Source organism: Altererythrobacter xiamenensis (assembly GCF_900177715.1).
Classification (GTDB): domain Bacteria; phylum Pseudomonadota; class Alphaproteobacteria; order Sphingomonadales; family Sphingomonadaceae; genus Erythrobacter; species Erythrobacter xiamenensis.
Genome location: NZ_FXWG01000002.1, coordinates 149,794 through 175,433, shown reverse-complemented (window position 1 = coordinate 175,433; position 25,640 = coordinate 149,794). Strand labels below are relative to the sequence as shown.

Sequence of the window (25,640 nt, the reverse complement as noted above, 5' to 3'; positions counted from 1 at the left end):
CTTGTTCCCCGTTTCGCGCCGTACCGGTTAGCCCGGTTAGTCGCCTTCCGATTGATCGACGGGTGATTCATCGATCGGGCCAATTGTCGCGTCAGGGGCGGGGATGTCAACGGTGCTGGTCGAAACCGCTTCCGGTTCGGGGTCGCGATCCCAGTCCCAGAACTTGCCGCTCACCCGATCGTAATTGATCTGCGGGTCGTAAAGCGGCCCGCCCGTATCGAGGTTGAGGTCGCGCGCTTCGGCGCGGCCCATCGCGGCAAGCAGGCTGAAACCGGCGACATAGGCATTGCGCCGCGCCGTCACGAGCTGAACACGCGCGCCCAGTAATTCCTGCTCGGCATTCAGCACATCGAGGATCGAGCGATTCCCGATCGAGTTTTCCGCGCGAACGCCTTCGAGGCTGAGCTCGGCTGCGGAAACCGCCGCCTGGCTTGATTCGATGATCGCATTGGCCGCCTGCCATGCCTCCCAGGCGGAGCGAACCTGAGCGATGACATTGCGCTCGGCAGCTACCGCCTGTTCGAGCGCCGCCGTTTCGCGCGCATAGGCCTGGCGCTGCTGCGCGGCTGGCCGTCCGCCCTGAAAGATCGGGATGGTCAGCTGCAAACCGAAGTTTGCCGTGGTCTCGTTCTGGTTGAAGTCCGCAGATACCGGTCCGCCGAGGGTGCCGAAATAATTCGTGTAGTCGAGGCCTGCGAAGGCTCCGAGCGTCGGAAGGCGGCCCGAACCCGCAACTTCGCTGTCGAAGCCGGCGGCAGCGGCGCGCTCCTTCGCAGCGATGAGGTCGGGATTGTTTTCGAGCGCGGTGACCACTGCGGTCCCGACGGTATCCGGCAGGCCGGGCAGCGGGGGCGGAGCCTGAAGATTGGTCGGCGCCTCGCCGACAAGCTGAATGTACGTCTCGCGCGCAGAAATCAGATTCGCCTGAGCGCTCCTCAGGTCGCTCTGTGCGACGGCGAGGCGCGATTGCGATTGCGCGACATCGGTACGGGTCAGATCGCCGATCTCGAAACGATCGCTTGTCGCCTGCAGGTTGACGCCCAGAACCTCAACCTGGTTTTCCGAGAGCGCGACAACGGCCTCGTTGCGAAGGACGTCCATATAGGCTGCCACGACCTGACTGAAGATCGCGCTTTCGGTGCCGCGCAGATCGGCTTGGCCCGCGGCGACTCGCTCCTTGGCCGCCTTGATCGAGTTCTTGATTGCACCCCCCGAATAGATCGGAACCTGGAGATCGGGGCCGATCTGCAGGCGGCGCTCGGGCGTCGTGAAGCTGTTGGGCGAAGTCTTGACGAACTCGATGTGATTACCCGTCACGGACACATCGGGGAGGGCGCGCGATTTCTGAATCGGCACCTCTTCGTCGGTTGCACGCTGCTGTGCGCGGGCGGCCTGCAGCGTCGGATTGGTTGTGTATGCACCGGCCAGCGCTTCGCGTAGCGTGTCAGCCTGGGCCGAAGTCGCGAGCGCCGTGCTGCCCAGCAACAGGGTGGCGGCCATCCGCCGACCAAGAATGGCCGCTTTACTCATGCGTCAGAAGCTCCAGCCCTTGGGCTTGTCGAATTGATGAAGGACAGGGATACCGATTTCAGCCTGTGGTTGCAGGGCAACCGATCCTGCGACCTTGCGACCGGTCGCGAGCCGGGTGACCCCGCGCGCGACGACGCCGGTCACGATCCGTCCGTTCTCGTCGAGCCGCTTGGCGAGGCCCGCAGGAACTTCTTCGATCGCGCCGTCGACCAGGATCAGCGAATAGGTCTTGCGCGGACTGCCCTTGCCCGCAGCCTTGTCGGCAGCAATGGTGTCGACTTCGGCGACGAGCGGACGGATCAGCTCGGCGAGATAGGAAGAGCCGTTCTCGACCACCAGCACGCGGTCATCGCTCTTCGGTGCCGCTTCGGCGAGCATCTTGCCATGAACCAGTGGCGAGCTGAGATAGCGCCCTTCGCCCAGCGGAATCGCGCGGTCCATATAGGCGACAGCTTTGGCGCTTTCGGGCACGAACTCTTCGCGCGCCACGGCGTTCATCCGGGCGAGCACGAATTCATCGTTCACGCCGCTCGTGCGCAACTGGCTGTCGATCATCGCCTTGCGGGCGGAAGTCATGTCGAATTGAGTCATCATCGTCTCGGATAAGCTGTATTACACTGACAACACAGTGCGTCAATCCTCCCTAGACAATGCACCGCCTCGCGCCAAGCGCTTTGACGCTAGGCATCACGAGTGCTTTAGGGGTTTGCGATTCGACCGACAGGAGCACAGCCTCGATGAGCGACATGACAATTATTCGCGAAGACGATCTGATCGAAACCGTCGCGGATGCGCTGCAATACATCTCCTACTATCACCCGATGGATTATATCCAGGCGCTGGGAGACGCCTATGAGGCGGAGCAGGGCCCGGCGGCGAAGGATGCGATCGCGCAGATCCTGACCAACAGCCGGATGTGCGCCGAAGGGCACCGCCCGATCTGCCAGGACACCGGCATCGTCAACGTCTTCATCAAATGGGGCCAGGATTGCCGGCTCGAATCATCGAGAAGCCTGCAGGAAGTCGTCGATGAAGGCGTGCGCCGCGCTTACAACCATCCCGACAACAAGCTGCGCGCCTCGATCCTCGCAGACCCGGCCTTCACGCGCCGTAACACCCGCGACAACACGCCGTGCGTGCTTTCGGTCGAGATGGTGCCGGGTAACACTATCGACATCGACGTGGCTGCAAAGGGCGGCGGCAGCGAGAACAAGTCCAAGTTCAAGATGATGAACCCGTCAGACAATATCGTCGAATGGGTGGTCGAACAGCTCCCCTCGATGGGCGCGGGCTGGTGTCCGCCCGGAATGCTCGGCATCGGTATCGGCGGAACTGCAGAGCATTGCATGAGCCTCGCCAAGAAAAGTCTGATGGATCCGATCGACATGGCGCAGCTGAAGGCTCGCGGGGCCGAGACGGATATCGAGCAGCTGCGGATCGACATCTTCGATGCGGTCAACGCCCAGGGTGTAGGCGCGCAGGGGCTCGGCGGTCTGTCGACTGTCCTTGACGTCAAGATTCTCGACTGGCCATGCCATGCGGCGGGCAAGCCTGTCGCCATGATCCCCAATTGCGCGGCCACCCGCCACGCTCATGTGACGATGGACGGTTCGGGCCCGGCCTATATTCCGCAGCCCGATCTCGACAAATGGCCCAAGGTTGAATGGCAGCCCGATGCCGAGGCGAAGCGGGTCGACCTCGACAATCTCACGCCCGAAGAAGTGGCCAGCTGGAAGGCGGGCGACCGCCTGCTTCTCAATGGCGCGATGCTCACCGGGCGCGACGCGGCCCACAAGCGCATCCAGGAGATGATCGATAGCGGCGAAGAGCTGCCGGTCGAGTTCAAGGGCCGTGCGATCTACTACGTCGGTCCGGTCGATCCGGTGATGGGTGAAGTCGTCGGGCCGGCCGGTCCGACCACCGCCACCCGCATGGACAAGTTCACCGAAATGATGCTCGACCTTGGCCTGCTGGCCATGATCGGCAAGGCAGAGCGTGGGCACGATGCTGTCGAAGTCATCAGCCGCTTCAAGGTCGCCTATCTGATGGCGGTAGGCGGCGCTGCGTACCTCGTCAGTCGCGCCATCAAGGAAGCCAGGGTCGTCGGATTCGAGGATCTCGGGATGGAGGCGATTTACGAGTTCACGGTCAAGGATATGCCTGTCACCGTCGCTGTCGACAGCGAAGGCACAAACGTCCATACGCTTGCCCCTGCGCAGTGGAAGGAGCGGATTTCAAAGGAGAATTTGCTCCAAAACGGCTGATGCCTCGCCCTTCGTCGGTCGATGAACTTTCGATGAACGACAATTCACGACCGACGACGGATTCGCCTTCGCTGCCGCCCGGCGCTAGATCGCAAGTCTGATGGATACAATTGCAACTAAAACGGGTCCGTCCGTCTCTTTCCGCACCGTGATCGTCTCGATCGTGGTGTTGTGGGCGGTCTATTTCATTCTCGCTTCGATCCGCTGGGAGATCATCGGGCTCGGTCATTCGGGCGAGATGATGCGCCTGCGCTCGATCGTCACGATCGGCGGGATCGCAGTCACCCTCGTCCTGTGGTCTCTGCTGAGACTTTTCGATGGCAAGGCGATCTGGGTTCAGGCGACAGCAGCCCTGTTGCTGGCAATGCCGGCAGCGCTCCTGTCGGCGCAGATCAACAACTACATCTTCTATGAAATGAACACGAAGTTCGCGACGATGTTCGAAGAGGATGCCCGCGGAGACGACGGATCGCAAATGGCCAATCCAGTTGACGGTGAGCGGGGCACCGAGCGGACCGAACGCGCATCGACCGACATGGACCTGATCGGCGAACCCGAACGAGATGGCAGGGGCGAAGGGGCAGTTGACCGCGAGTTCGGCGTGGTCGGCTTCATCGGACCGCTCGCGGAAATCGCGTTCAGCCGGTATTTCATGATGCTCGCCTGGTGTGCCATTTATTATGCGATGGTCGCGATCTCGAAAGCGCGCATTGCCGAACGGCGTGAACAGGAGTTTCGCAGCGCGGCCAAGGCGGCGGAGCTCAGGAGCCTGCGCTATCAGGTCAATCCGCATTTTCTCTTCAACACGCTCAATTCGCTCTCCGCTCTGGTGATGACCGGCAAGGCCGAGCGGGCCGAGCGCATGATCCAGACGATCTCGCGCTTCTATCGTCACAGCTTGGCGGACGATCCGACGACCGATGTGCGGCTGGACGACGAGTTCGACCTGCAAAAGCTCTACCTCGACATCGAGTCGGTGCGCTTCCCGGAACGATTGCGCTGCGAGTTCGATCTTCCCGAAGACCTCGCCGACGCGCGCGTCCCGGGCATGATCTTGCAGCCCCTGGTCGAAAACTCGGTCAAATATGCCGTCTCGCCGGTCAATCGCACGGTCACGATCACGCTTTCCGCACGTGAGGAGTTCGACCGGCTGGTCGTTACCGTCAGCGATGACGGACCGGGTGTTCCCGAAGGCTCCGCCCACGGTTTCGGCATCGGGCTCGCCAACGTCCGTGACCGGCTGGAGGCGCGCTTCGGACAGGACATCACGCTTGATTCCGGCCCTATTCCGGGTGGATACAAGACTGAAATGCGGATACCCTTGACCCGCAATGGCTGACGAACCCGACACGAACAGATCGCTTCGCACGCTGATCGTCGATGACGAGCCGCTCGCGGTCGAGCGCATTCAGGTGCTCTGCGCCGATATCGACGCGATCAGGGTCGTCGGCACGGCGAGCGACGGTGCTGCCGCACTGCGACTGGTCGAGGCTCTCAAACCCGATCTGGTGCTGCTCGATATGACCATGCCGGAAATGGACGGCTTGGCCGTGGCGGCGAAGCTCAGCAAGCTGGAGGTCAAGCCCGCCGTGATCTTCGTCACCGCGCATGAGAACTTCGCGGTGGAAGCGTTCGATCTTGAGGCGATCGACTACGTGCTGAAACCGGTCGCCGCCGACCGACTGTCTCGCGCGATCGAGCGTGCGCTTGCACGCAGCGGCGAGCCCAAGGAAGGCTCGAGCGCCTGGCTTGACGAGCTGTGGGTGCCGCATCGTAGCGAATTGCTGCGCATTGCGGTGAGTGAAGTCAGCCGGATCGATGCAGAGCGCGACTATGTCAGGCTCCATGTCGGGCTCCCCGGAGAGGGAGGGCGCTCCTATCTCTTGCTACAGACGATCGCGGGTCTCGAGGAAAAGCTCGATCCGTCCGAGTTCATTCGCATCCACCGATCGACGATCCTTCGCAAGGACCGGATCAGGGGACTTCGTCACGACGGCCTGGGTGTATGGTCGGCCGAGCTTGAGGACGGGGAAGCCATGCGTATCGGACGTACTTATCTTCCCAAAGTAAAGGCGATGGCCGGTCGCTAACCGGTGCAGTCGCCAGCCGGGGTCGGCTGCTGACAGCGTCGTGGCGCCTACGCCCCACCGGCGATCAGTGCGTTTGCATCCACGCAAAACAAAAAGCGGCCCGGACCCCGGGACTGGTATTGGGTCCGGACCGCTAACTGCACCGAAGTGCAATTGTCGTGTTGGGCTCAGCCGCCGAGCCGTTGCTCCTCGATAAGGGCTGCAACCTGTTTATGTGCAGCGGCGCGAACTTGCGCGACGCATGCCTTTGCCTTGCTCGACGGGATGCGCGTGCCGGTCTGTTCGGTGCCTGCACCGCAGAACTTGTTGGCGGCAGCGTCGATACGGCGGTCGAGAGCTTCCTGGCCTTGCGACGTTGCGAGGTTGAGGTCGCGATATTCGATCTGCAAGGTCTGATCGTCGTTCGATCCGGCCACGGCGGGGGCAGCGACCATTGCGAGGCCGAGGGCGGCCGATGCGATAGTTGTCTTCAACATATATTCCTCCATCTGCGGCGCTCTCTTCGGGGGGGGGTGAGGCGTTGTCCGCAGACAAAGAGTTAGGCGAATCAGCATATTGGCGCAGCACATGGTCGACCATCGCTAGCGCCCAGTCGATCGACGGTATGCCGTTCGGACCGGTGCCAGAAACTGCCCGACGAACGACTGTTTCCAACCGACGGGCGTTTACGCAATAATGAAACAATGATGATCGTCCTGGTTTTTATGCTCGGAGTTGCCAATTTCGCCCTGCACAAGGCGGTGCTGGAAAGCGGCCATCCGCTGCTGAGGCGCCTGCCCTGGTACGTTCACATGCTGGGTGGAAAGCTCACGCTCCTGACCGAGTTTATCGTCTTGCTAGCGGCGATGCTGCTGACTTCGACCGGTTGGGCAGGGGCTAGCTGGATCTATCTCGGCTATACCGCGCTCAACGGTGTCTCCGCCTGGCTGATATTCAGCGGCAAGGTGTGATTGCGCGCCGCCCCGCGGATGAATTAGCCCTTGCCAACCTGCGCCGATCAGGCTTGTCAGCCAACCATGACGACAACCATCTTCCATATGAGCGATCCGCATTTCGGGACCGAGAACCGCGATGCACTCGAAGCATTTGCTGCGGAGGCGAAGGATGCGCAGGCCGATCTCATATTGTGCACCGGCGATCTGACCCAACGTGCGACCCATGCCCAATATGACGCAGCGGCCGCGTATTTCGATCAGTTCGATGCACCGGTCGTGCTGTGCCCCGGCAATCATGACATGGCCTATTACAATCTGTGGGAGCGGTTCACAGACCCCTACCGCCGGTTCCGCAAGTTCTACGAGGGCATAGATAGCGACTTTGAATCGGAGGATTGCGTCCTTGTGCCGCTCAAGACGACTGTTCGCGCCCAGCCGCGCTTCCCCTGGTCGGACGGTTATGTGCGGGAGGAAGCGCTCGAGAAAACCCGCCAGCACCTGCACCGCCTGGCGGGCGACACGAGATTGAAGCTGGTCACCTGTCACCACCCCCTCCAGCCTGCGAGAGAGGGCGAAACCAATCCGACGATAGGCGGGGACGAGGCTTTTGCCGCGATCGCTGCGGGTGGCGCCGACGCGGTGATCTCGGGCCACGTCCACATTCCCTTCGATATCGAACGAGCCAGCGCGGGGACCAAAGTCCGCATGATCGGCAGCGGGACACTCTCGACACGCCTGCGCGGCGAACCGGCGAGCTACAGCATCCTGACCTGTTCGCGGGTGGATGGCATCGCGCTCGAACGACGCGTGGTCGATTTCGGATAAGATGGTTAGGATTGCCTTAACTCACTCTCCTGTATGTTCCGAAAGAATTGGGCCGCAGAAGCACAGGCAACGTGCCGCGGAGCAACGGGGAAGTAAGATGGAATTTATCAAGGCCGCCGGTCTTGGTGGCATTCTGACAGGCGTCGTGTCGCTGGTGATCGGCTCGCAAGGGTCGAGGGGCGGCCAATTGGCGATTCATCTCATGCAGGCCGGCGATTACGAGATCTACTGGTCGTGGCCGCTGTTCCTCGCCGGCACCGGTCTCGCCTGGGGCCTGATGATCATGCAGCGCTGAGCGCACCGCTGACACCGCAAGGCGATTACCAAAGAAAAAGGGCGGCCCCGAGAGGCCGCCCTTTTCGTATTGGCAGAAGAGCCGAAGATCAGCGCTTCGAGAACTGGAAGCTACGGCGTGCCTTGGCGCGGCCATACTTCTTACGCTCGACCACGCGGCTGTCGCGGGTGAGGAAGCCGGCTGCCTTGACCGTCGCGCGCAGCGCCGGCTCGTACTTGGTCAGAGCCTGGCTGATGCCGTGCTTGACCGCACCGGCCTGGCCCGAAAGACCACCGCCGCGAACGGTAGCGATCACGTCGTACTGGCCTTCACGCTCGGTGATGCCGAACGGCTGGTTGATGATCAGACGCAGGGTCGGACGCGCGAAATAGGTTTCCTGGTCCTTGCCATTGATCGTGATCACACCCTTGCCCGGCTTTACCCAGACGCGGGCGACCGCGTCCTTGCGGCGACCGGTTGCATAGGCGCGGCCGTGCTGGTCGAGCTCCTGCTCGCGCAGCGGCATGGTGCTTTCCGCGATGGTTGCCGCATCACCCTGGGGCGCGTCACCGGCGATGTCCTTCAGATCTGCGAGATCCGAAACGGTTTCGTTGTTCTGTTCGTCAGCCATTACGCGGTGACCTTGTTCTTGCGATTCATGGAAGCAACGTCGAGCACCTCGGGCTTCTGCCCTTCGTGCGGATGCTCGGTGCCGGCATAGAGGTGCAGAGCGCGCATCTGGTCACGGCCCAGCGGACCGCGCGGGATCATGCGCTCGATAGCCTTTTCGAGCACACGCTCGGGGAAGCGACCTTCGAGAACCTTCTCGGGAGTCGTTTCCTTGATGCCGCCCGGGTGGCCGGTGTGCTTGTAATATACCTTGTCGTTCATCTTCTTGCCGGTGAACTTCACCTTGCCGGCATTGATGATGATGACATGGTCGCCGCAATCGACATGCGGGGTGTAGCTCGGCTTGTGCTTGCCGCGCAGGATGTTGGCGACGATCGCGGCGAGACGGCCGACGACGAGGCCTTCCGCATCGATCAGGTGCCATTTCTTTTCGACTTCGGTCGGTTTGATCGACCGCGTCTGCTTGCTGAGCGCCTTCATTGGTCCAAAGTCCTAAATTAAACTGCCGCGACGGTAGGCCGCGGCATCGAATCGCGCCTTCGACATCATGCCGGAGCGCTGAAGCGAGGCGCATTTGTGCGGTCAGAGCCCGCAAGTCAAGCGAAACTGCGGTTCCCGGCGGAGGTAAAATAATACCGCGACATCTCGATGGGTAGAAATTGGCGCGTCAGGCGGGGGACAAGGTCCACGTTTCTCGCGAAATCCGTGTGGTATCGGCAACTGCCGTCGTCACGGTCCGATTGGCTCGCGCAAGCCATGGAGCTCCCACGCATCTTTCCGCTTCGTAACGAACCGCAATGACACCTGTCTTGCCGCCCGGAAGCGCTAGCGTACGCCTGTCGGTCCACGCGGTATCCCGGGGAAAAAACAGATCGCGCGGCATGGTGTCCAGCAATTGCGTACCCGCAGCCTCGATTGCGGCGAGATGTCGGCGATGATCGGAAACGTCCAGACCGGCGTGCGCAATCATCGACTGCGCCAACTGCACCGCCGCGGCCATTTCGTCGGAATCGTCGACATCACCGGCATCGACGATCTGACCGTCTGCCGACAATTCGATCGGAAACATTGCCGAAGTGTCGCGCTGCTCTTCGATTTGGGCAATCCGGGCGAGCGGCGCGGGCGCTTCGACCTCTACCGATATCTGGTTGCCCCGTATCAGGATGCCCGGGCCTCGACCGTTGAAATCGACGGCCCAATGGCGATCGACGATGATCGCCTCTCCATCCGAGAGACCGCGTTCGAGCCTGCGCCCAAGCTGCATTGGCCCGGCAGGATAAGCCGTGGAGCCCGCCGCCCAGGCCGGCCCCGCGGCAACAAAAATTCCGGCCAATCCGCATCGCAGCGCCATGCGACGTGAGAAATTCATGGTGTGCGCCCTTAAGCTTGCAAACCTGCAAGCCAGTTCATTGTAGCCGGTGCTGCAAAACTGCAATCCCAGCCGAGGACTGCGGGCGTATCATAAGGATGCAACTCGCCCAACCTTTTGGTTGCGCGGTCGAGTATGGTTTTGTCGGTTTTGAACAGGACGCCGACCTCGACAGCGCTGTCCAGCTCGCCTTCCCATGAAAAGAGCGACTCGACCTCGCCGAGAATATTTGCACAGGCGATCAGCTTCTCCTCGAGGAGTACGGCCGCAATTTCGCGCGCGCTGTCCCGGTCGGGGAAGGGGGCATACATCATGGCCGTCATGCAAGACGCTCTGTCGTACTTCCGGCGACATGCATCGCCCATGCCGTCGCGGCGACCAGCAGGGCGCCGACTAGCTGGTGGGCAACGGCTACCCAGAGCGATACGCCCGTCATCACCGTCGCGATGCCCAGAATGATCTGGATACCGAAGGCGGTGTGGACCGCCTTCGACGCGCGCCGGTCGAGCTGGCGAACGCGTCTGGCGAGCCAGATCAGCATGCCGACAGCGACCCATGCCCACCAGCGATGCAGGAAATGCAGCAGGAACGGATCGTGCGTCAGCGCCCAAACGGCTCCGCGGGAGGTGTCGAACTCGGGCACGAGCATGCCATTCATTAGCGGCCAATCGTATGCCGCATGACCGGCATTGAGCCCGGCGACCCAGGCACCCAGCAAGAGCTGGATGAACAGGACAAACGCGGTTGCTGTCGCCAGTCCTGTCAATCGCGCGGGCCGGGCGGCCGGATTTCGCGCCAGCGCCCTCAGGTCGAGCGCGGTCCACACAAGCCCCCCGAGCGTGAAGAGGGCGGTGAGCAAGTGGACCGATAGCCAGAAATGGCTCACATCCGTCATTTGCCCCGAAAGACCGGACCTCACCATCAGCCAACCGAACGCGCCTTGCAGTCCGCCCAGGGCCAGCAGGGCGACGAGACGCGGCTTGTAGCCTTTCGGAATAGCGCCTTTGAGCCAGAACCACGCGAGCGGCAGCGCAAATGCAAGCCCGATCAAGCGGCCTATGACGCGGTGGAACCACTCCCAGAAGAAGATGAACTTGAAGTCCGACAGCGTCATGCCGGCAGGGCCCGCTTCGTAAATGAACTCGGGTGTCTGGCGATACTCGGCAAACTCCGCCTGCCAGGCTTTTTCACTGAGTGGTGGCAGGATCCCGCTGACCGGATCCCACTGCGTGATCGAAAGCCCGCTTTCCGTCAGGCGGGTGATGCCGCCCACCATGACGATCAGCACCACCATGCCGGCGACGACCGACAACCAGTTCGCCAGCGCCGCTGGTCGGCTGGGCGATATTTCACTCGCGATGACCATGGCTGCGGCTGATGCGCACCACCTGTCCAAAGTGCAAGCCGTTTCGGCGCAAGCGGTGATGCGAAAATGTAAATCGGAACAGAGCCGGAGCGCTCCCGTTGGTAAGGGAAGGACGGGCCAATGGAGACACTAAAATGAAGAAGTTCCTCACCATAGTGGCCGCCAGCGGCACCATGCTGCTCGCCTCGGCCTGCAATACCGTTGATGGCGTGGGCGAAGATGTCGAATCCGTGGGCGACTGCGTCGATGGCGTCGAAGGCAACTGCTAGGGCGCATATTTTCGTCATTTCGACCGCGATTGGCCGCGAGCGCGCTTACATGGCGGCTTGCGGCTGATCCCGGGCCGAGCACCGATTAACGAACGCGCGGCTTGCAAGATGTTACACCGTTACATATCTAGGCATCGCGATGAGCAGCGCTTCTTCCCTGATTCGCCGTACGCTTGACCGTGCCGGCATCTGGCTTTCGAGCCTGTGCCTGCTGCATTGCCTGCTCAGCATTATCATCGTTTCAGCGCTCGGTATCGGAGGACAGTTCTTCTTCGCGCCAGAGATTCATCGTTATGGGCTCGCACTGGCGCTGATCATTGCCGCCGTGGCGATCGGCTGGGGAGCGCTGCGTCATCGCAAGGCCGCCCCTTTTGTTACTGCGATGATGGGCCTCACCTTCATGGGCGGTGCTCTGGCGGTTCCGCACGGGATCTATGAAGCCGTACTTACCATCATCGGCGTAACGCTGGTTTCGATCGGTCACTTCCTCAACCTGCGCTCGCACTTGTCTGAAGCGCATTGAGCGCTATGTCGCGCCGCATGAGCGCTTCAGTAGAAATCATCGTCAACGGCGAAAGCCGCCGGACCTCCGCCCCGACCATCGCTGCGCTGGCAGAAGAGCTAGAGCTCGATCCGGCCAAGCTTGCAGTCGAACGCAATGGCGAGATCGTGCCCCGCTCGACCCTCGGTGAGGCAAAGCTGGCTGACGGCGACAGGCTCGAAATCGTCCATTTCGTTGGCGGCGGCAGCGGAGCCGCTGATGACAGCTGGACCGTTGCGGGGCGGACCTTCGAGAGCCGCCTGATCGTCGGAACCGGTAAATACAAGGATTTCGAACAGAACGCCGCTGCCCTCGAGGCTTCGGGCGCTGAAATCGTCACCGTCGCCGTGCGCCGCGTCAACGTCAGCGATCCCAAGGCGCCGATGCTGACCGATTACATCGACCCCAAGAAAGTTACGTACCTGCCGAATACGGCGGGATGCTTCACGGCCGACGAGGCCATTCGTACGCTGCGCCTTGCGCGCGAAGCGGGCGGCTGGGACCTGGTCAAGCTGGAGGTGCTGGGCGAGGCACGCACACTCTATCCCGACATGCGCGAAACGCTGAAAGCGACCGAGGTGCTGGCCAAAGAGGGCTTCCTCCCAATGGTCTACTGCGTCGACGACCCGATCGCGGCGAAGCAGCTGGAAGAGGCGGGCGCCGTTGCGGTGATGCCGCTGGGCGCGCCGATCGGTTCGGGGCTCGGCATCCAGAACCAGGTGACGATCCGGCTGATCGTGGAGGGCGCGAGCGTTCCGGTGCTGGTCGATGCGGGCGTTGGCACGGCGAGCGATGCTGCGGTCGGCATGGAACTGGGCTGCGACGGAATCCTCATGAATACCGCCATCGCCGAGGCGAAAGACCCGATCCGTATGGCGCGTGCCATGAAGCTTGCGGTGGAGGCGGGACGCGAGGCCTACCTCGCCGGCCGGATGGGGCGGCGAAAATATGCCGATCCATCGAGCCCGCTTGCGGGATTGATCTGATATATCGCTGGAAGAGCCCCACCAGCGCCCATCACCAAGATCATGGCAACCAAGGCGTGAACGGCGCCCCCGCCGAAAATTCACATCATCGCTTACGGCCCGTTAACCAAGTTTAGCGACACTGCCCTCACAACAGGGGGCATTACCATGGCAGTTACCAACGCCGCATCGATGACCATCAGCGAAATGCGCGAGTTCGCGGGTTTCGAACCGTGTGAGCAGCGCTACATCAAGCGTAGCCTCGATATCGGGCTCGGCCGTCAGGACGCATTCAAGCTCTGGGCCCGCAACGAGGGTGAGAGCGCGGGCATCCGCAGCCAGTATGTCGCCTATCAGGAACTGAAGACCCTGCGCGCAACGATCCCTTGCGAAACATCGCTGAGCCAGGTGGAGCATTTCATTGGCAAGCTCACCCGCGTCGCGGCCTTCGACCTCGCGCAGGAACGCATCGCCTGTTTCTCGTCATTCCGCTTCCTTTACGAGCGCCTGCTCGGTGCCGAGGCGCGTCCGTGGCTGCCGAGCGCCTTTTGCGCCGCCGCCGCGCTGCCGCACATCCGGCCCGAACGCCGCAAGATGCTGCTGCAGAGCCTCTCGGAAGCCGCCGCGACCGCACCCGGCTGGTCCGACCGCGCGCCCTGCTTCTATCCTGAATATGTCGAGGCTGCGGAAGCCGCCTAAAGCTCTTCGATGATGAGGTAGGTGACTGTCGTATCGCCGACGTTCACCACCTCATGCCATTCGACCCCATCGCTCGAATAGCTTGAGCCCGTTGCGATCGTGGCGGTGCGGGTCTGCTCGCCATCGGTTAGCTGCATCATGCCGCCCGACAGCGCATATCCCCAATGCGCGGGGTGATAATGCCGTTCATGGCCCACGCCCGGCGGAAAAGTGCAACGCAACACGCGGTGGGTTTCAGCCTGGTGCTGGAGTTCGCACACACGCTTGCCATCCCAGCCTGCTTCAAGCGCCGAGGGCAGAGGATCCTCGCTCGCGGAAAGGGTGGTGCAACCGGCAGCAAACAGCAAAACCGCGCCGAAAGGCGCGAATTTCCGGGTCATATCATTGATCACGAGCGATAGAGTCCGTCGATCCGTTCCTGATAGCGGTCGCGGATCTTGTGCCGGCGGATCTTCATGCTCGGCGTCATTTCTTCGTTCTCGATCGTGAAGGCTTCGTCGGCAAAGGCGAACTGGCGGACCTTCTCGATTACCGACAGGTCCTTGTTCACCCGATCGATCGCTGCGCGCACCGCGCTCTTGAACGCGGGCAGGTCCTGCAGCGCGGTCATGTCGAACTTCTCGTCATTGGCGCGCGCCCATTCCAGCGCCCATTCGGCATCGGGCACGATCAGACCGACGATATAAGGGCGCTTGTCGCCGCTCACCATCGCCTGCGCGATCTCGGGCTGGAGCGTCAGCATTCCCTCGATCTTCTGCGGTGCGACATTGTCGCCCTTGTCGTTGACGATCATGTCCTTCTTGCGATCGGTGATGACGATCCGGCCCGCTTCGTCGAGATGGCCGATGTCTCCAGTATGGAGCCAGCCGTCCTGGATCGTGCGCTCGGTCTCGGCCTTGTTCTGCCAGTAACCATGCATGACCAGTTCGCCGCGGACCAGGATTTCACCGTCTTCGGCAATCGACACCTCTACCCCGCGCATCGGCGGGCCGACCGTATCCATCTTGAGTCCGGCGCGGGGGCGGTTGCAGCTGATCACCGGCCCCGCCTCGGTCTGGCCATAGCCTTGCAGCATGGTAAGACCCATCGCCTCGAAGAAATTGCCGACATCGGGGTTGAGTGGCGCGCCGCCCGAAACCATCGCCTTCATCCGTCCGCCGAAACGCTGGCGAATCTTCGGACGCAGCGTGCGCTCAATCACCGCATCCATCGGCGCATCGCGGCGGCGCTTCTTGCCGCCGACCGATTTCTCGCTGATCGTCAACGCGCGATCCATCAGGAAGTTGGCGAGCTTCCCCTGCTTCTCGACCTGCTTCATGATGCGCGTGCGCAGCACTTCGAACAGGCGCGGCACGACGACCATGATTGTCGGGCGGGTTTCCTCGATATTGCTGGCGAGCTTTTCCAGCCCCTCGGCATAGAAGATTTCCGCGCCAACGCTGATCGGCAGATATTGCCCGCCGGTATGTTCGTATGCGTGGCTAAGCGGGAGGAAGGAGAGAAAACGTTCGTCCTGGATCCCGAAATCCTCGATCAGGATCTCGGCCGCACCAGCGATATTGCAAAGGATCGATCCATGGTGCTGCAGCACGCCGCGCGGCGCGCCGCCCGTGCCCGAAGTGTAGATGATGCAGGCGGTCGTGTCGCGCCCGATGGCGGCCATACGTTCATCGACTGCCTTGTGCGCTGCTGCCGCATCGCCCGACGTCACCGCATCCCAGCCGTGGTAGCCGAAACTGCCTGACTGCTGCCGGTGCAGGTCTTCGATCCCGATGACGTGCTCGACGATCCCGGTCGAATGGATTGCGCCGTGAAGCGGGCCGAGCAGCTTTTCGGTCGAGACGATCACGGCACGCGCGCCCGAATTGTCGAGAATGTGGGCGTGGTCGCGTTCGGTATTGGTGATGTAGGTGGGGACCGTGATGCAGCCAGCCGCCATGATGGCGAGGTCGGAGATGCACCATTCAGGGCGGTTTTCCGATACGATCGCGACACGGTCGCCGCTTTCGAGGCCGAGGCCGCGCAGGTTTTCCGCGAGCAGGCAGACGAGGTCGGCAACCTCGCGCCAGCTCTGGGTTACCCATTGTCCATTCTCTTTACGGCCGAGGAAGGGCGCATCGCCCTTCTCGTCGGCGCGCTTGAGGAAAAGCTCGACCAGATTATTGGCGGCGTCGATATCGTCCAGCGTCAAGGCACGGCTCCTGCTCTCCCGGGGAGGGGCTTGTCTTCAATACGTAGGAAATGGCTCTAGGCTCCCCCCGCCCTTGCGGCAAGATTGGCTCTCGCAATCAGGGAACCTGTAGCCCCACTTCGATCCGCGGATCGCGCGCTGCGACCCACCTTCCATTCTCGCGCAGCACCGCATTGCCCTTGATCGGAGCTTCTCGCACCACCAACCGCGTATGGCCGAGGGTTTCAAAAGCGGATTGCGAATCCGCGAGCCAGGTGCCCTCTTCGAGGAAGACCGCCTCCCCGAAACTCATGATGAATGGCAGCGCCAGGGCTTCCTCGGCGGACAGGTCGAAGTCGATCACGCCGATGATGGCGCGCGCGGTCGTTACCGGGATGGTCGTGCCGCCCGCCGCACCGACCGCCATGAAGGGCCGTCCATCGGGATCCCAGATCACCATTGGCGCCATCGAGCTGCGCGGCCGTTTGCCGCCCTCTACCCGATTGGCGACAAGCCTGCCGTCGACTTCCGGCGAGCGGCTGAAGTCGGTCAGCTCGTTGTTGAGGTAGAAGCCGTGGGCCATGAGCCCCGAACCGAATGGTCCCTCGATGGTCGAGGTGTAGCTCACCATCGTGCCGGCATCGTCGACCACGGCGAAATGCGAGGTGCCTTTCTCTTCCGGCTCATCGCCATCGGCGATCGCGATCGGCGCACCCTCCGGGCGCCCGGGTCCGACATTGGCGGCGCGCAGATCGGGATCGATCAGCGCGCTACGCTGCGCGAGATAGCCCTTGTCGATGAGGCCCGCGACCGGGACGGAAACAAAGTCGCTGTCGGCAAGATAGAGCTCGCGGTCGGCATAGGCGAGCCGCTGCGCCTCTACGAAGAGGTGCCATGTGACGGGGCTATCCTGGCCCAGCGCGCCGAGGTCGAAGCGTTCCAGCTGGCCGAGGATTTGCAGCACCGCCACTCCGCCGGAAGTCGGCGGACCCATCCCGCAGATGCGGTATTCGCGATAGGTAGAACAGATACCGTCGCGGCTCTTTGCGGCATAGCCTTCGATATCGGCCAGCGTCATCGCGCCTTCTCGCGGTGTCGCCTGTGCCACGGTCTGAACGATTTCGCCGGCAAAATCGGGATCGTAGAAAGCATCCGCCCCCTCGCTCGCAATCCGCTCGAGACTCTGGGCCAGCTTCTCGTTTGTCACGATGGAGCCAGCCGCAAGTGGCTCTCCTCCAGGGTAATAGATCGCGCGCGATTGCGCGTTTCCGCCAGCGCGCTCCGGCAACCGCTCGAGATAGCCTGCCAACCTGTTGTTCACCGCAAAGCCTTCGCGGGCGAGCGCGATGGCAGGCTCGAACAATTTCGCCCAGGGGAGGCTGCCATGCTCGGCATGTGCTTTTTCGGCGAGGCGGAGATTACCAGGCACGCCTACACTGAGGCCGCTCAGCACAGATTCCGAGAAGGGCGGCACGCTGCCATCCTCGGCAAGAAACCATTCGGGCGTCGCGCCGGCCGGGGCCGTTTCGCGCCCGTCATAGGTTATGAGCGACCCATCGGCGGCGCCTCGCACCATGAAGCCCCCTCCCCCGATACCGGAGCTTTGCGGTTCGACCACGGTGAGCGCGAGCATGACGGCGATCGCGGCGTCGGTTGCATTGCCGCCGGCGGCCAGCATGGCGCGTCCCGCCTCTTCGGCGCGCGGATCGGCTGCGCTGACGGCGCTGCCGGTAACCGGCTTCGTAGCGGGCGCAGTATCGGCGCTTCGGACGGAGAGGGTGTCGGTCTGAGGTGTGGCGCAGGCTGTGAGCGCCAGCGCGGCGAACGAAGTAGCGAAACGAAAGTTCATGGGCGCCTCGCTATTCGCTTCCGACCGCTTCGGCAATCGAAGCGAAACCATCGCGCTGCATCAGCCGCTCGATACCGCGCGCGATCTTTGCGCCAAGTCCGGGCCCTTCGTAGACCATCGCGCTGTAGAGCTGGACGAGGCTGGCCCCGGCGCGAATGCGCTCCCACGCGTCCTCCGCACTGGCAATACCGCCAACGCCCACCAGCGGGATGGCTCCGCCTGTAGCCTTGCGAAAATCGCGTAGTCTTTCGAGCGCCAGCTGCTTGAGCGGTGCCCCCGACAGGCCGCCGGTCTCGCCCGCATGGCGCGAGGTAAGGGGCGGGCGCGAGATGGTGGTGTTCGAAACGATCAGCGCGCCGAGTTTCGTGTCGAGCGCAATCCGCGCAATCGCGTCAACGTCCGCCGGTTCCAGATCGGGGGCGACCTTGAGGAAGACGGGCGGGGGGCTATCGGGTGTTGCTTCTGCGCGCGCTTGGAGCACAGCCTCCAGCAGGCCGGTGAGCGCGCCTTCGTCCTGCAGCGCGCGCAAGCCAGGTGTGTTGGGACTGGAGATATTGACCGTCAGATAAGACGCGTGCGGGGCCATGAGGCGCGTCATCGTCGCATAGTCGGCAACACGGTCTTCGGAATCCTTGTTGGCACCTACGTTGATGCCAAGGATACCGCAGCGACCGGATCGCGCCTCCAGCCGCCGCAGCGCAGCCTCCGCGCCGCTATTGTTGAACCCCATGCGGTTGATGACCGCCTTATCTTCGACCAGGCGGAACAGGCGCGGCTTCGGATTGCCTGCTTGCGGGCGCGGTGTGATCGAGCCCACTTCCACGAATCCGAAGCCGAGGCCCAGCAGGGCGTCGGGCACCTCGGCATCCTTGTCGAAACCGGCGGCAACACCGACCGGGTTAGGGAAAGTTAGCCCGGCAATCTCGATTGCCGTCTTCCCCGCGCGAGGCGGATTTTTCCTCGGCAGCAGCTTGAGGCCATCCACCGCGAGTCGATGCGCCCGCTCCGAGTCGAGCACGAAAATGGCGGGTTTCAAAAGTTGGAAGATCATTTCGCACGGCTATGGCAAGCGCTGCCGCGCCTGTCGAGCGCGCTCCGTAGAACTTTGAAAACGGGTGAAAATTTGGATGAGAACGACATTGTCGCCGAACTATGCCGCGCAATTGTCGTTTGCATACAATTATCCGCGCAACGAATCAGCTAACACACTCCTGCGACCCGAAGGGCTCGGAGCAGCGATGCGAAGAGTTCCTCAACTTCAGAGGGCGGTCTCCCACAAGGGGGCCGCCCCTTTTTTTTCGACTCGCAATCAGGCGCAGCTTCAGGCAGGACATCCCGAGAATTCGGGAAGCCTTGGAGAAACAACGCGATGAAACTCGCACGCCTGATAACCGCCAGCACCGCAGCCATGACCATCGCAGCCTGCGCGCCCTACGCGCAAGAGCCGGCGGCAGGGGTGCCGGTTGCCGTCGAGGCGCCCGACGAATCGCAAGATCTCTCGGCGCTGTTCGAGGAATATGACCAAGCGCAGCTCGCGCTTTCGCCCCTGTCGAAATCGTACCGCGGTATTCGCGACGAGGATTACGCGCGCTGGGGCGATTTCAGCGACGCCGCCGAGATCGCGTCGCAAGAGCTGACCCAATCGACCGCCGCGAGGATGCGTGAAAACTTCGCGCTGGCCGAACTGCCGGAGGAAGACCAGCTCTCCTATCGCCTGTTCGATGCGATGGCAGAGCGTAGCGCCGCACGCTTCGCCTATCGCCGGAACGGTTACATCTTCGACCAGATGAACGGTTCGCAAAGCGGACTGCCTGCCTTCCTCATCAACATCCACCGCGTATCGAATACGCAGCAGGCTGCCGCCTATGTCAGCCGGATCGAGGGGTTGGGCGATGTTCTCGACACGCTCATTGCGGAATCCCGCTCGCGGGCAAACGCGGGCGTAATGCCGCCGGACTGGGTCTATCCCTACGTCATTTCCGACATCGAGAACCTGCTTGCGGCGGGTGACGATAACGCGGTGCTCGAGGATTTTCGCGAGAAGGTGACCGTGCTCGAGATCGATGACGAGACCAAGACCGACCTCGTCGAATCGGCGGAGGCGGCGTGGCAGCAGTCCGCGCGTCCCGCTTACGAACGACTGCTTGCCGAGATGAAGCGCCAACAGCAGATCGCGCCGACCGATGACGGCGTGTGGCGCCTCGACGACGGCGCAGCCTACTACCAGACGCTCCTCAAGAGCTATACGACGACCGATCTGACCGCAGACGAGATACACAATATCGGCCTGCGCGAAGTCGAGCGCATTCACGGCGAGATGCGCGAGATCATGGACGAAGTCGGCTTCGAAGGTTCCCTTCAGGACTTCTTCCAGTACACACGGACGAACGATCGTTTCTTCTATGAGACGCGCGAGGCCTATCTCGCCGATGCAGAGGCCAAGCTCGAGGCGATGGAAGAGAAGCTACCGCAGTTCTTTGCCACCCTTCCGACCGACCCACTTGTGATCAAGCCTGTCGAAGCCTTCCGCGAGAAAAGCGCTGGCAAGGCTTTCTACCAGCGGCCGGCACCCGACGGCTCGCGTCCGGGGACCTATTATGTGAACCTCTACAATCTTCGCGATATGTCGAAGAACGAGCTCGAGGCGCTCGCCTATCACGAGGGGTTGCCGGGCCATCACCTGCAGCTCTCGATCCAGACGCAGCTTGGCGAGGTTCCCCCGTTCCGCCGGTTCGGTGGCATCACGGCCTATTCGGAGGGTTGGGGCCTTTATTCCGAGGAACTGGGCAAGGACATGGGCTTCTACACCGATCCCTATTCCGATTTCGGCCGCCTCGGCATGGAGTTGTGGCGGGCATGTCGACTGGTTGTCGACACCGGCATCCACCACAAGCGCTGGAGCCGCGAGGAAGCGATCCAGTACCTGACCGACAACACGCCCAACCCCGATGGCGATATTCGCAAGGCGATCGAGCGCTACATCGTCTATCCGGGCCAGGCGACGGCCTACATGATCGGCAAACTCAAGATCATGGAACTGCGCGATCGGGCGCGCCAGGAGCTGGGTGAAGACTTCGATATTCGCGGGTTCCACGATGCGATCCTCACCTCCGGGCCCGTCCCTCTCGACATCATGGAGGAGAATGTCGAAAAGTGGATCGCAGGGGCAAAGCAGGGCTGAAGCGAAACGATGGATTTCGACGGCGATTTTTCGGCGCTCGATAGCGTCTTTGATGACGGCGACAGCTTTGCGCTGACGCCGCAATCGCTGTTCGAGATCGATTACATCGCGCCGCCTGCCGACCTTAGCGACTACGTCACGACCTTCTACCATTTCCGTTGTGACGAGAGCGAGGTGCGCGATATCCAGCCCGCCTCGATCGGCTGGCTCGCGCTGTTTCCTCTGGGCAAGGGTACAATGCGGTTCGCCGACGGGCGCGAGGATCCCAATTACGAGACCAATTTGCTGACTCCCTTTTCGGTTGCCGCGCCTTTCGCGATGAAGGGTCCGGTGCACTCGATCGGAGCTGCGCTGTCGCCGCTGGGCTGGGCCGCGCTGACGGGGCTTCATGCGGCCGAATACGGCAATCGGCTGGTTCGCGCGGGGAAGCTGCTGGGTGAGGAGATCGATACGCTCGGCGCCAGACTCTGCGAGCGCTATCGAAACGGGGATATGAGCGGGTCGGAATGTGCCGCGGCGCTGGGAGATTACATTCGCGACAAGGTCAGTCCGGTTAGTGGGCGGCACCGCCGCTTGATCCGCGCGACCAACGACTGGCTTGGTAGTTCGCTCAATCCGCAGCTCGACGATCTGCTTGAGCGGGCGAACTATTCGGAGCGGCAGGTCCAGCGCCTCGTCGAGCGTTATTTCGGACTCGCTCCGACTGCGCTGGCGCGCAAGTATCGGGCCCTGCGAACGGCCGCACTGCTATCCTTCCCGAGCCTTACGCCCGAATACGAGGCGCAGATAGGTGACGCCTTTTACGACCAGTCGCATATGATCCGCGAGCTTCGCTTGTTCGTGGGTCGCACGCCTGCGAGGCTGACGGACGACGACAGCCCGTTCCTGAGCGAAATGATCGATCCAAAGAACTTCCGTGAGCTTCGCCCCGCTCATTCAGGGGGTTCCGCCTGACGGCATCCGTCATGAACAAGCCAGAGCGTCACGCATTCGAGTTTGTCCCGGCTCCCGAAGCTCTCGGGCCCTATCTCAATTCGCTCTACGTGCTGCGGATCGAGCGTGGCCTTAGTGAAATGCTGCCGGCGTACTCGGGCCAGCTGCTGCTGGTACAGGGCGGCAAAGGGCGGATCGATTTCGGAAATGGTCCGGTCGAAGCGCCCGAGCGTGGCTTCGTCATCGGACCTATGAGCAGCGCTCGCCGGTTCGAGATCGAAGGGCCCATGCTTGCCCTCGGCGCAAGCTTCAACTTCCACGGCTGGGCCGCTCTCACACGCTTGCCGGTTGCAAAACATGGCGATCGTTTCGTTGATCTGTCGACAGCCTTCGGGCCAGAGGCTGCCGATCGCCTGTTTTCGCTGTCTAGATCGATCGACGGCGATGCGGATTCCTACGAGGAACCACTGGCCGGGTTGGCCGACATCCTCCAACAATGCCTCAGTCCGCTGGCGGCAGGTCATGCGCAGGTGATCGAGGCGACCTATGCCTGGCTCAATTCGGGCTTCAATCCCGAAACTTGCGACCTGAGCGCCAGCCTCCCTCTGTCCGAGCGGCAGATTCAGCGTCTCGTCAAACGTTTCTTCGGGCTTTCGCCGTCCCGGCTGAAACGACGCTACCGCGCTATCCGTGCAGCGACGTTGCTGGCCGATCCCAACCTCGACTTCGCGAAACGACAGGAGGTTCTAGATGCCTTCTACGACCAGGCGCACATGATCAGGGAAATCCGCGAGTTTACGGGGCGCACGCCGCGAATTCTCACCTCAAGTTCGAACGGAATAATGGCCGATACATTGGGCCGGCAGGGGTACAGCGTGGCGACACTTTTCGCCGGAGAGCAAGAAAGCCAGCTATCCTCGGATAAAACCCGCAAATAACGCGCAGATTGCGCGAAGCCGCCTGGTGAAAGCGCGCAGCCCCGGCAGCTCTGTTCAGCGCTCAGCTGCTAACGACTCGCAACAGTCGGTTTTGCGTTGAATTCGCCGGTTTCGCGCACTAGCTGACTAATCGGAACGAATTGGTCCGATTAACGCTGGAATAGTATGCGCCTCTCCAATCTTGCAGATTACGCCGTCGTCACGATGAGCGCTGCGGCCCGCCATTGCGGCGGGGCGAGGACGAGCGCTGCGGAGCTTGCCGCCGAAACCGGCCTGCCTGCACCGACGGTGCAGAAGCTCGTGAGCAAGCTCAGCAAGGCAGGCCTGCTACGCTCGGTTCGCGGCGCGGGCGGAGGGCTCCAGCTTGCACGTCCGGCAGCGGCGATCACGGTCGCCGATATCGTCGAGGCGGTCGAAGGACCAATTGCGCTCACCCAATGCGTCGAGGCGGCGGAGTGCGATTACGAGCGCAGCTGCACGGTCAAGCCGCATTGGCCGATAATCAATCAGGCGCTGCGCGGCGCGCTGGCGGAGATCCCGCTGACGCAGCTCGCAGCCGAAGCGAGGCCTCAGGATAGGCCCGAAGAAAGGGAAGTCGCGTGAGCGAAGACCTCGATATCCAGGATCGGGAAGCCAAGGAAGCCGCTGCCAGGGCGGCCGAGTATGAACACGGCTGGTCCTCCGACATTGAAACCGAATATGCCGAGAAGGGTCTTTCGGAAGATACCGTGCGGTTCATTTCGGCCAAGAAGGGCGAGCCCGAGTGGATGCTCGAATGGCGGCTCAAGGCTTTCCGCCTGTGGCAGGACATGGAAGAGCCCGATTGGGCGAAGCTCGGCTATCCGGCGATCGACTATCAGAACGCCTATTATTACGCCGCGCCCAAGCCCAAGGAAAAGCTGAAGTCGCTCGACGAGCTCGATCCCGACATCAAGGCGGTGTACGACAAGCTCGGCATTCCCGTGGCGGAGCAGGAAGTGCTCGCCGGGGTCGAAGGTGCGCGCAAGGTTGCGGTCGATGCGGTCTTCGACAGCGTTTCGGTCGCCACCACCTTCCGGGAAGAATTAAAGAAGGCGGGCGTCATCTTCCTCTCGATCTCCGAAGCGATCAAGGAACACCCTGAGCTGGTGAAGAAATGGCTCGGCAAGGTAGTGCCGCAGCGCGACAATTTCTTCGCGACGCTCAACAGCGCGGTCTTTTCCGACGGAACCTTCGTCTACATCCCCGAAGGCGTGCGCTGCCCGATGGAACTCAGCACCTATTTCCGCATCAATGCGGAGAACACGGGCCAGTTCGAACGCACGCTGATCGTCGCCGAAAAAGGTTCCTACGTCAGCTATCTCGAAGGCTGCACCGCGCCGATGCGCGACGAGAACCAGCTCCACGCCGCCGTGGTCGAGCTGGTCGCGCTCGAAGATGCCGAGATCAAATATTCGACCGTGCAGAACTGGTATCCCGGCGATGCCGAGGGCAAGGGCGGGATCTACAACTTCGTCACAAAGCGCGGGCTGTGCCAGGGCGCGCGGTCGAAGATCAGCTGGACCCAGGTCGAAACCGGTAGTGCAGTGACGTGGAAATACCCGTCATGTGTCCTGAACGGCGAGGACAGCGTCGGCGAGTTCTACTCGGTAGCGGTTACAAATAACCACCAGCAGGCGGATACAGGAACCAAAATGGTTCACAACGCCAAGGGTTCGCGCTCCACCATCATCTCCAAGGGCATTTCGGCGGGCAAGTCGAACAACACCTATCGCGGTCTGGTTCGGGTCGGGCCTAATGCCGAGGGTGTGCGCAATCGCACCGAGTGCGATTCGCTCCTGATCGGCGATGAATGCGGCGCGCACACCGTACCCTATATCGAGGTGAAGAACCCCTCCGCGCAGATCGAGCATGAGGCGACCACCAGCAAGATCTCCGACGACCAGCTGTTCTATGCCATGCAGCGCGGGCTCGATGAGGAAGAGGCGATGGCGCTGATCGTCAACGGCTTTGCCAAGGAAGTGCTGAAGGAACTGCCGATGGAATTTGCCGTCGAGGCGCAGAAGCTGCTTGCGATCTCGCTCGAAGGGAGCGTGGGGTGACCGACCGCAAGACCCTCAACCTGCGCGAACCCTCCGGCGAAGCGCCCGCGATCAAGAAGCGCGGGCGCGGCTGGGAAATTTCGGACAAGCGCCTCGATGCGCTGCATGATCGTGCACGCGACATGAAGCGTCACGCGTCCCCTGCGCACAAGGCGCTCGCCGAGCGTTTCGCCAAGGCCGATTTCGGGCGCTATTCCTTCAAGCGCTTTGCCGTGGTCGGCAGCGCGATCGTCGACTTCAACTGCCACCAGCTCGGCATGGCGATCGTGATCGACGAGGAAGACACGCCCGCAGCGCTCGCCAAGCGTCGCGACAAGAGTCTCGAGGCGGTCGGCATCAAGGTGATGCATATTCCCGCCGCCGATATCCTCGAAAAGATGGAAGACGTGCTTCAGCGCATCACGCTCGGCATGCGGCAGCGTATCGCCGACAAGCAGCAGGCGCGCCGCGAACACCGCGAAAACTCGAAACCCAAACCAAGAACGTCAGGTCGCACCTTCCAAAGCCACGGAGACGACCCGACATGATCCCTGGAATGAATGACCTGCTCGCGCCGGACATGCAGAAAATTCTGGCCTTCCTCATCCCGGCGCTGATCGCGCTCAGCATCCTCGTGATGAACATGAGCCGCGGTTTTTCGACAGAGGGCACCGTTGCGATGGTCTTTTTCGCCGCCATCGCGATCTATTTCGTCCCGACCTTGCTGGAGGTCTTCTGACCAGTCCGGCACC

29 protein-coding genes are annotated in these 25,640 nt (G+C 62.1%); 17 read left to right on the top strand and 12 right to left on the bottom strand.

Annotated features, from left to right (window positions below; genetic code table 11):
* Positions 1-36: 36 nt before the first annotated feature.
* The gene (locus CCE89_RS06095; RefSeq protein WP_086437180.1) at positions 37-1,530 is read right to left on the bottom strand and encodes a TolC family outer membrane protein; all 1,494 of its coding nucleotides are present in this window, start codon (positions 1,528-1,530) and stop codon (positions 37-39) included.
* 3 nt (positions 1,531-1,533) lie between these two features.
* A complete protein-coding gene (locus tag CCE89_RS06090) occupies positions 1,534-2,124 on the bottom strand; it encodes a protein-L-isoaspartate O-methyltransferase family protein (protein ID WP_234989973.1) in 591 nt (196 codons plus the stop codon).
* A gap of 143 nt (positions 2,125-2,267) precedes the next feature.
* On the opposite strand from CCE89_RS06090, the gene CCE89_RS06085 reads away from it, so the two are divergent.
* The 3 genes from CCE89_RS06085 (at position 2,268) to CCE89_RS06075 (ending at position 5,884) form a co-directional block, all read left to right on the top strand.
* Positions 2,268-3,794, top strand: a complete 1,527-nt coding sequence (locus CCE89_RS06085) for a fumarate hydratase (RefSeq protein WP_086437179.1) — start codon at positions 2,268-2,270, stop codon at positions 3,792-3,794.
* A 100-nt stretch (positions 3,795-3,894) separates the two neighbouring features.
* Entirely contained in the window at positions 3,895-5,133 is a 1,239-nt protein-coding gene (locus CCE89_RS06080) for a sensor histidine kinase (RefSeq protein ID WP_086437178.1), read from the top strand.
* Positions 5,126-5,884, top strand: coding sequence for a LytR/AlgR family response regulator transcription factor (locus CCE89_RS06075; RefSeq protein ID WP_086437177.1), 759 nt, complete (start codon positions 5,126-5,128; stop codon positions 5,882-5,884). Before CCE89_RS06080 ends, CCE89_RS06075 begins: the two co-directional genes overlap by 8 nt.
* Positions 5,885-6,051: 167 nt before the next feature.
* Here the strand turns inward: CCE89_RS06075 and CCE89_RS06070 are convergent, their stop codons facing one another.
* Positions 6,052-6,360: a UrcA family protein gene (locus CCE89_RS06070; protein ID WP_159456596.1), complete on the bottom strand. Its 309-nt coding sequence runs from the start codon at positions 6,358-6,360 to the stop codon at positions 6,052-6,054.
* A gap of 207 nt (positions 6,361-6,567) precedes the next feature.
* On the opposite strand from CCE89_RS06070, the gene CCE89_RS06065 reads away from it, so the two are divergent.
* The 3 genes from CCE89_RS06065 to CCE89_RS06055 all read left to right on the top strand — a co-directional run bounded on the left by CCE89_RS06065 (position 6,568) and on the right by CCE89_RS06055 (position 7,939).
* On the top strand, positions 6,568-6,834 hold the full coding sequence (locus CCE89_RS06065) for a hypothetical protein (protein WP_086437175.1): 267 nt from the start codon (positions 6,568-6,570) through the stop codon (positions 6,832-6,834).
* A 66-nt stretch (positions 6,835-6,900) separates the two neighbouring features.
* Positions 6,901-7,644, top strand: a complete 744-nt coding sequence (locus CCE89_RS06060; protein ID WP_086437174.1) for a metallophosphoesterase family protein — start codon at positions 6,901-6,903, stop codon at positions 7,642-7,644.
* A gap of 97 nt (positions 7,645-7,741) precedes the next feature.
* The gene (locus CCE89_RS06055) at positions 7,742-7,939 is read left to right on the top strand and encodes a hypothetical protein (protein WP_086437173.1); all 198 of its coding nucleotides are present in this window, start codon (positions 7,742-7,744) and stop codon (positions 7,937-7,939) included.
* Positions 7,940-8,027: 88 nt separating this feature from the next.
* On the opposite strand, the gene rpsI is transcribed toward CCE89_RS06055, so the two are convergent.
* The 5 genes from rpsI to CCE89_RS06030 all read right to left on the bottom strand — a co-directional run bounded on the left by rpsI (position 8,028) and on the right by CCE89_RS06030 (position 11,283).
* A complete protein-coding gene (rpsI, locus tag CCE89_RS06050; RefSeq protein ID WP_086437172.1) occupies positions 8,028-8,549 on the bottom strand; it encodes a 30S ribosomal protein S9 in 522 nt (173 codons plus the stop codon).
* Positions 8,549-9,028, bottom strand: a complete 480-nt coding sequence (rplM, locus tag CCE89_RS06045; protein ID WP_086437171.1) for a 50S ribosomal protein L13 — start codon at positions 9,026-9,028, stop codon at positions 8,549-8,551. Before rplM ends, rpsI begins: the two co-directional genes overlap by 1 nt.
* A gap of 187 nt (positions 9,029-9,215) precedes the next feature.
* Positions 9,216-9,917 carry a hypothetical protein gene (locus CCE89_RS06040; RefSeq protein ID WP_143255975.1) on the bottom strand — a complete coding sequence of 234 codons (702 nt, stop codon included), beginning with the start codon at positions 9,915-9,917 and terminating at the stop codon, positions 9,216-9,218.
* Positions 9,918-9,928: 11 nt separating this feature from the next.
* Entirely contained in the window at positions 9,929-10,240 is a 312-nt protein-coding gene (cutA, locus tag CCE89_RS06035; protein ID WP_086437169.1) for a divalent-cation tolerance protein CutA, read from the bottom strand.
* Positions 10,237-11,283: a COX15/CtaA family protein gene (locus CCE89_RS06030; protein ID WP_086437168.1), complete on the bottom strand. Its 1,047-nt coding sequence runs from the start codon at positions 11,281-11,283 to the stop codon at positions 10,237-10,239. Before CCE89_RS06030 ends, cutA begins: the two co-directional genes overlap by 4 nt.
* A 134-nt stretch (positions 11,284-11,417) precedes the next feature.
* Between CCE89_RS06030 and CCE89_RS15095 the strand changes: the two genes are divergently transcribed.
* The 4 genes from CCE89_RS15095 to CCE89_RS06015 all read left to right on the top strand — a co-directional run bounded on the left by CCE89_RS15095 (position 11,418) and on the right by CCE89_RS06015 (position 13,757).
* A complete protein-coding gene (locus CCE89_RS15095; protein ID WP_143255974.1) occupies positions 11,418-11,552 on the top strand; it encodes an entericidin A/B family lipoprotein in 135 nt (44 codons plus the stop codon).
* Between the two features lie 139 nt (positions 11,553-11,691).
* Complete coding sequence (locus tag CCE89_RS06025; RefSeq protein WP_086437167.1) at positions 11,692-12,075, top strand: MerC domain-containing protein; 384 nt, start codon at positions 11,692-11,694, stop codon at positions 12,073-12,075.
* Between the two features lie 17 nt (positions 12,076-12,092).
* Positions 12,093-13,079: a sulfur carrier protein ThiS gene (gene thiS, locus CCE89_RS06020; RefSeq protein ID WP_086437990.1), complete on the top strand. Its 987-nt coding sequence runs from the start codon at positions 12,093-12,095 to the stop codon at positions 13,077-13,079.
* A 147-nt stretch (positions 13,080-13,226) separates the two neighbouring features.
* Positions 13,227-13,757, top strand: a complete 531-nt coding sequence (locus CCE89_RS06015; protein WP_086437166.1) for a hypothetical protein — start codon at positions 13,227-13,229, stop codon at positions 13,755-13,757.
* Here CCE89_RS06015 and CCE89_RS06010 read toward each other — a convergent pair.
* From CCE89_RS06010 to CCE89_RS05995, 4 genes are all read right to left on the bottom strand, one after another.
* On the bottom strand, positions 13,754-14,137 hold the full coding sequence (locus CCE89_RS06010) for a cupin domain-containing protein (protein ID WP_086437989.1): 384 nt from the start codon (positions 14,135-14,137) through the stop codon (positions 13,754-13,756). The genes CCE89_RS06015 and CCE89_RS06010 overlap by 4 nt on opposite strands.
* 8 nt (positions 14,138-14,145) lie before the next feature.
* Complete coding sequence (locus tag CCE89_RS06005; RefSeq protein ID WP_086437165.1) at positions 14,146-15,948, bottom strand: AMP-dependent synthetase/ligase; 1,803 nt, start codon at positions 15,946-15,948, stop codon at positions 14,146-14,148.
* Between the two features lie 97 nt (positions 15,949-16,045).
* Positions 16,046-17,776: a gamma-glutamyltransferase gene (gene ggt, locus CCE89_RS06000; RefSeq protein WP_086437164.1), complete on the bottom strand. Its 1,731-nt coding sequence runs from the start codon at positions 17,774-17,776 to the stop codon at positions 16,046-16,048.
* A gap of 10 nt (positions 17,777-17,786) precedes the next feature.
* Positions 17,787-18,827 carry a quinone-dependent dihydroorotate dehydrogenase gene (locus CCE89_RS05995; RefSeq protein WP_086437163.1) on the bottom strand — a complete coding sequence of 347 codons (1,041 nt, stop codon included), beginning with the start codon at positions 18,825-18,827 and terminating at the stop codon, positions 17,787-17,789.
* A gap of 318 nt (positions 18,828-19,145) precedes the next feature.
* Here CCE89_RS05995 and CCE89_RS05990 point away from each other — a divergent pair, with 318 nt between their 5' ends.
* The 7 genes from CCE89_RS05990 (at position 19,146) to CCE89_RS05960 (ending at position 25,627) form a co-directional block, all read left to right on the top strand.
* Complete coding sequence (locus CCE89_RS05990; RefSeq protein WP_086437162.1) at positions 19,146-20,957, top strand: DUF885 domain-containing protein; 1,812 nt, start codon at positions 19,146-19,148, stop codon at positions 20,955-20,957.
* 9 nt (positions 20,958-20,966) lie between these two features.
* The gene (locus tag CCE89_RS05985) at positions 20,967-21,911 is read left to right on the top strand and encodes a helix-turn-helix domain-containing protein (RefSeq protein ID WP_086437161.1); all 945 of its coding nucleotides are present in this window, start codon (positions 20,967-20,969) and stop codon (positions 21,909-21,911) included.
* A gap of 11 nt (positions 21,912-21,922) precedes the next feature.
* Positions 21,923-22,828 carry a helix-turn-helix domain-containing protein gene (locus CCE89_RS05980; protein ID WP_086437160.1) on the top strand — a complete coding sequence of 302 codons (906 nt, stop codon included), beginning with the start codon at positions 21,923-21,925 and terminating at the stop codon, positions 22,826-22,828.
* A 165-nt stretch (positions 22,829-22,993) separates the two neighbouring features.
* The gene (locus CCE89_RS05975; RefSeq protein WP_086437159.1) at positions 22,994-23,431 is read left to right on the top strand and encodes an SUF system Fe-S cluster assembly regulator; all 438 of its coding nucleotides are present in this window, start codon (positions 22,994-22,996) and stop codon (positions 23,429-23,431) included.
* Complete coding sequence (sufB, locus tag CCE89_RS05970; protein WP_086437158.1) at positions 23,428-24,909, top strand: Fe-S cluster assembly protein SufB; 1,482 nt, start codon at positions 23,428-23,430, stop codon at positions 24,907-24,909. The genes CCE89_RS05975 and sufB overlap by 4 nt, the downstream gene beginning before the upstream one ends.
* Positions 24,906-25,436: a DUF559 domain-containing protein gene (locus tag CCE89_RS05965; RefSeq protein ID WP_086437157.1), complete on the top strand. Its 531-nt coding sequence runs from the start codon at positions 24,906-24,908 to the stop codon at positions 25,434-25,436. The genes sufB and CCE89_RS05965 overlap by 4 nt, the downstream gene beginning before the upstream one ends.
* A complete protein-coding gene (locus tag CCE89_RS05960; protein WP_086437156.1) occupies positions 25,433-25,627 on the top strand; it encodes a hypothetical protein in 195 nt (64 codons plus the stop codon). Before CCE89_RS05965 ends, CCE89_RS05960 begins: the two co-directional genes overlap by 4 nt.
* Positions 25,628-25,640: the final 13 nt, after the last annotated feature.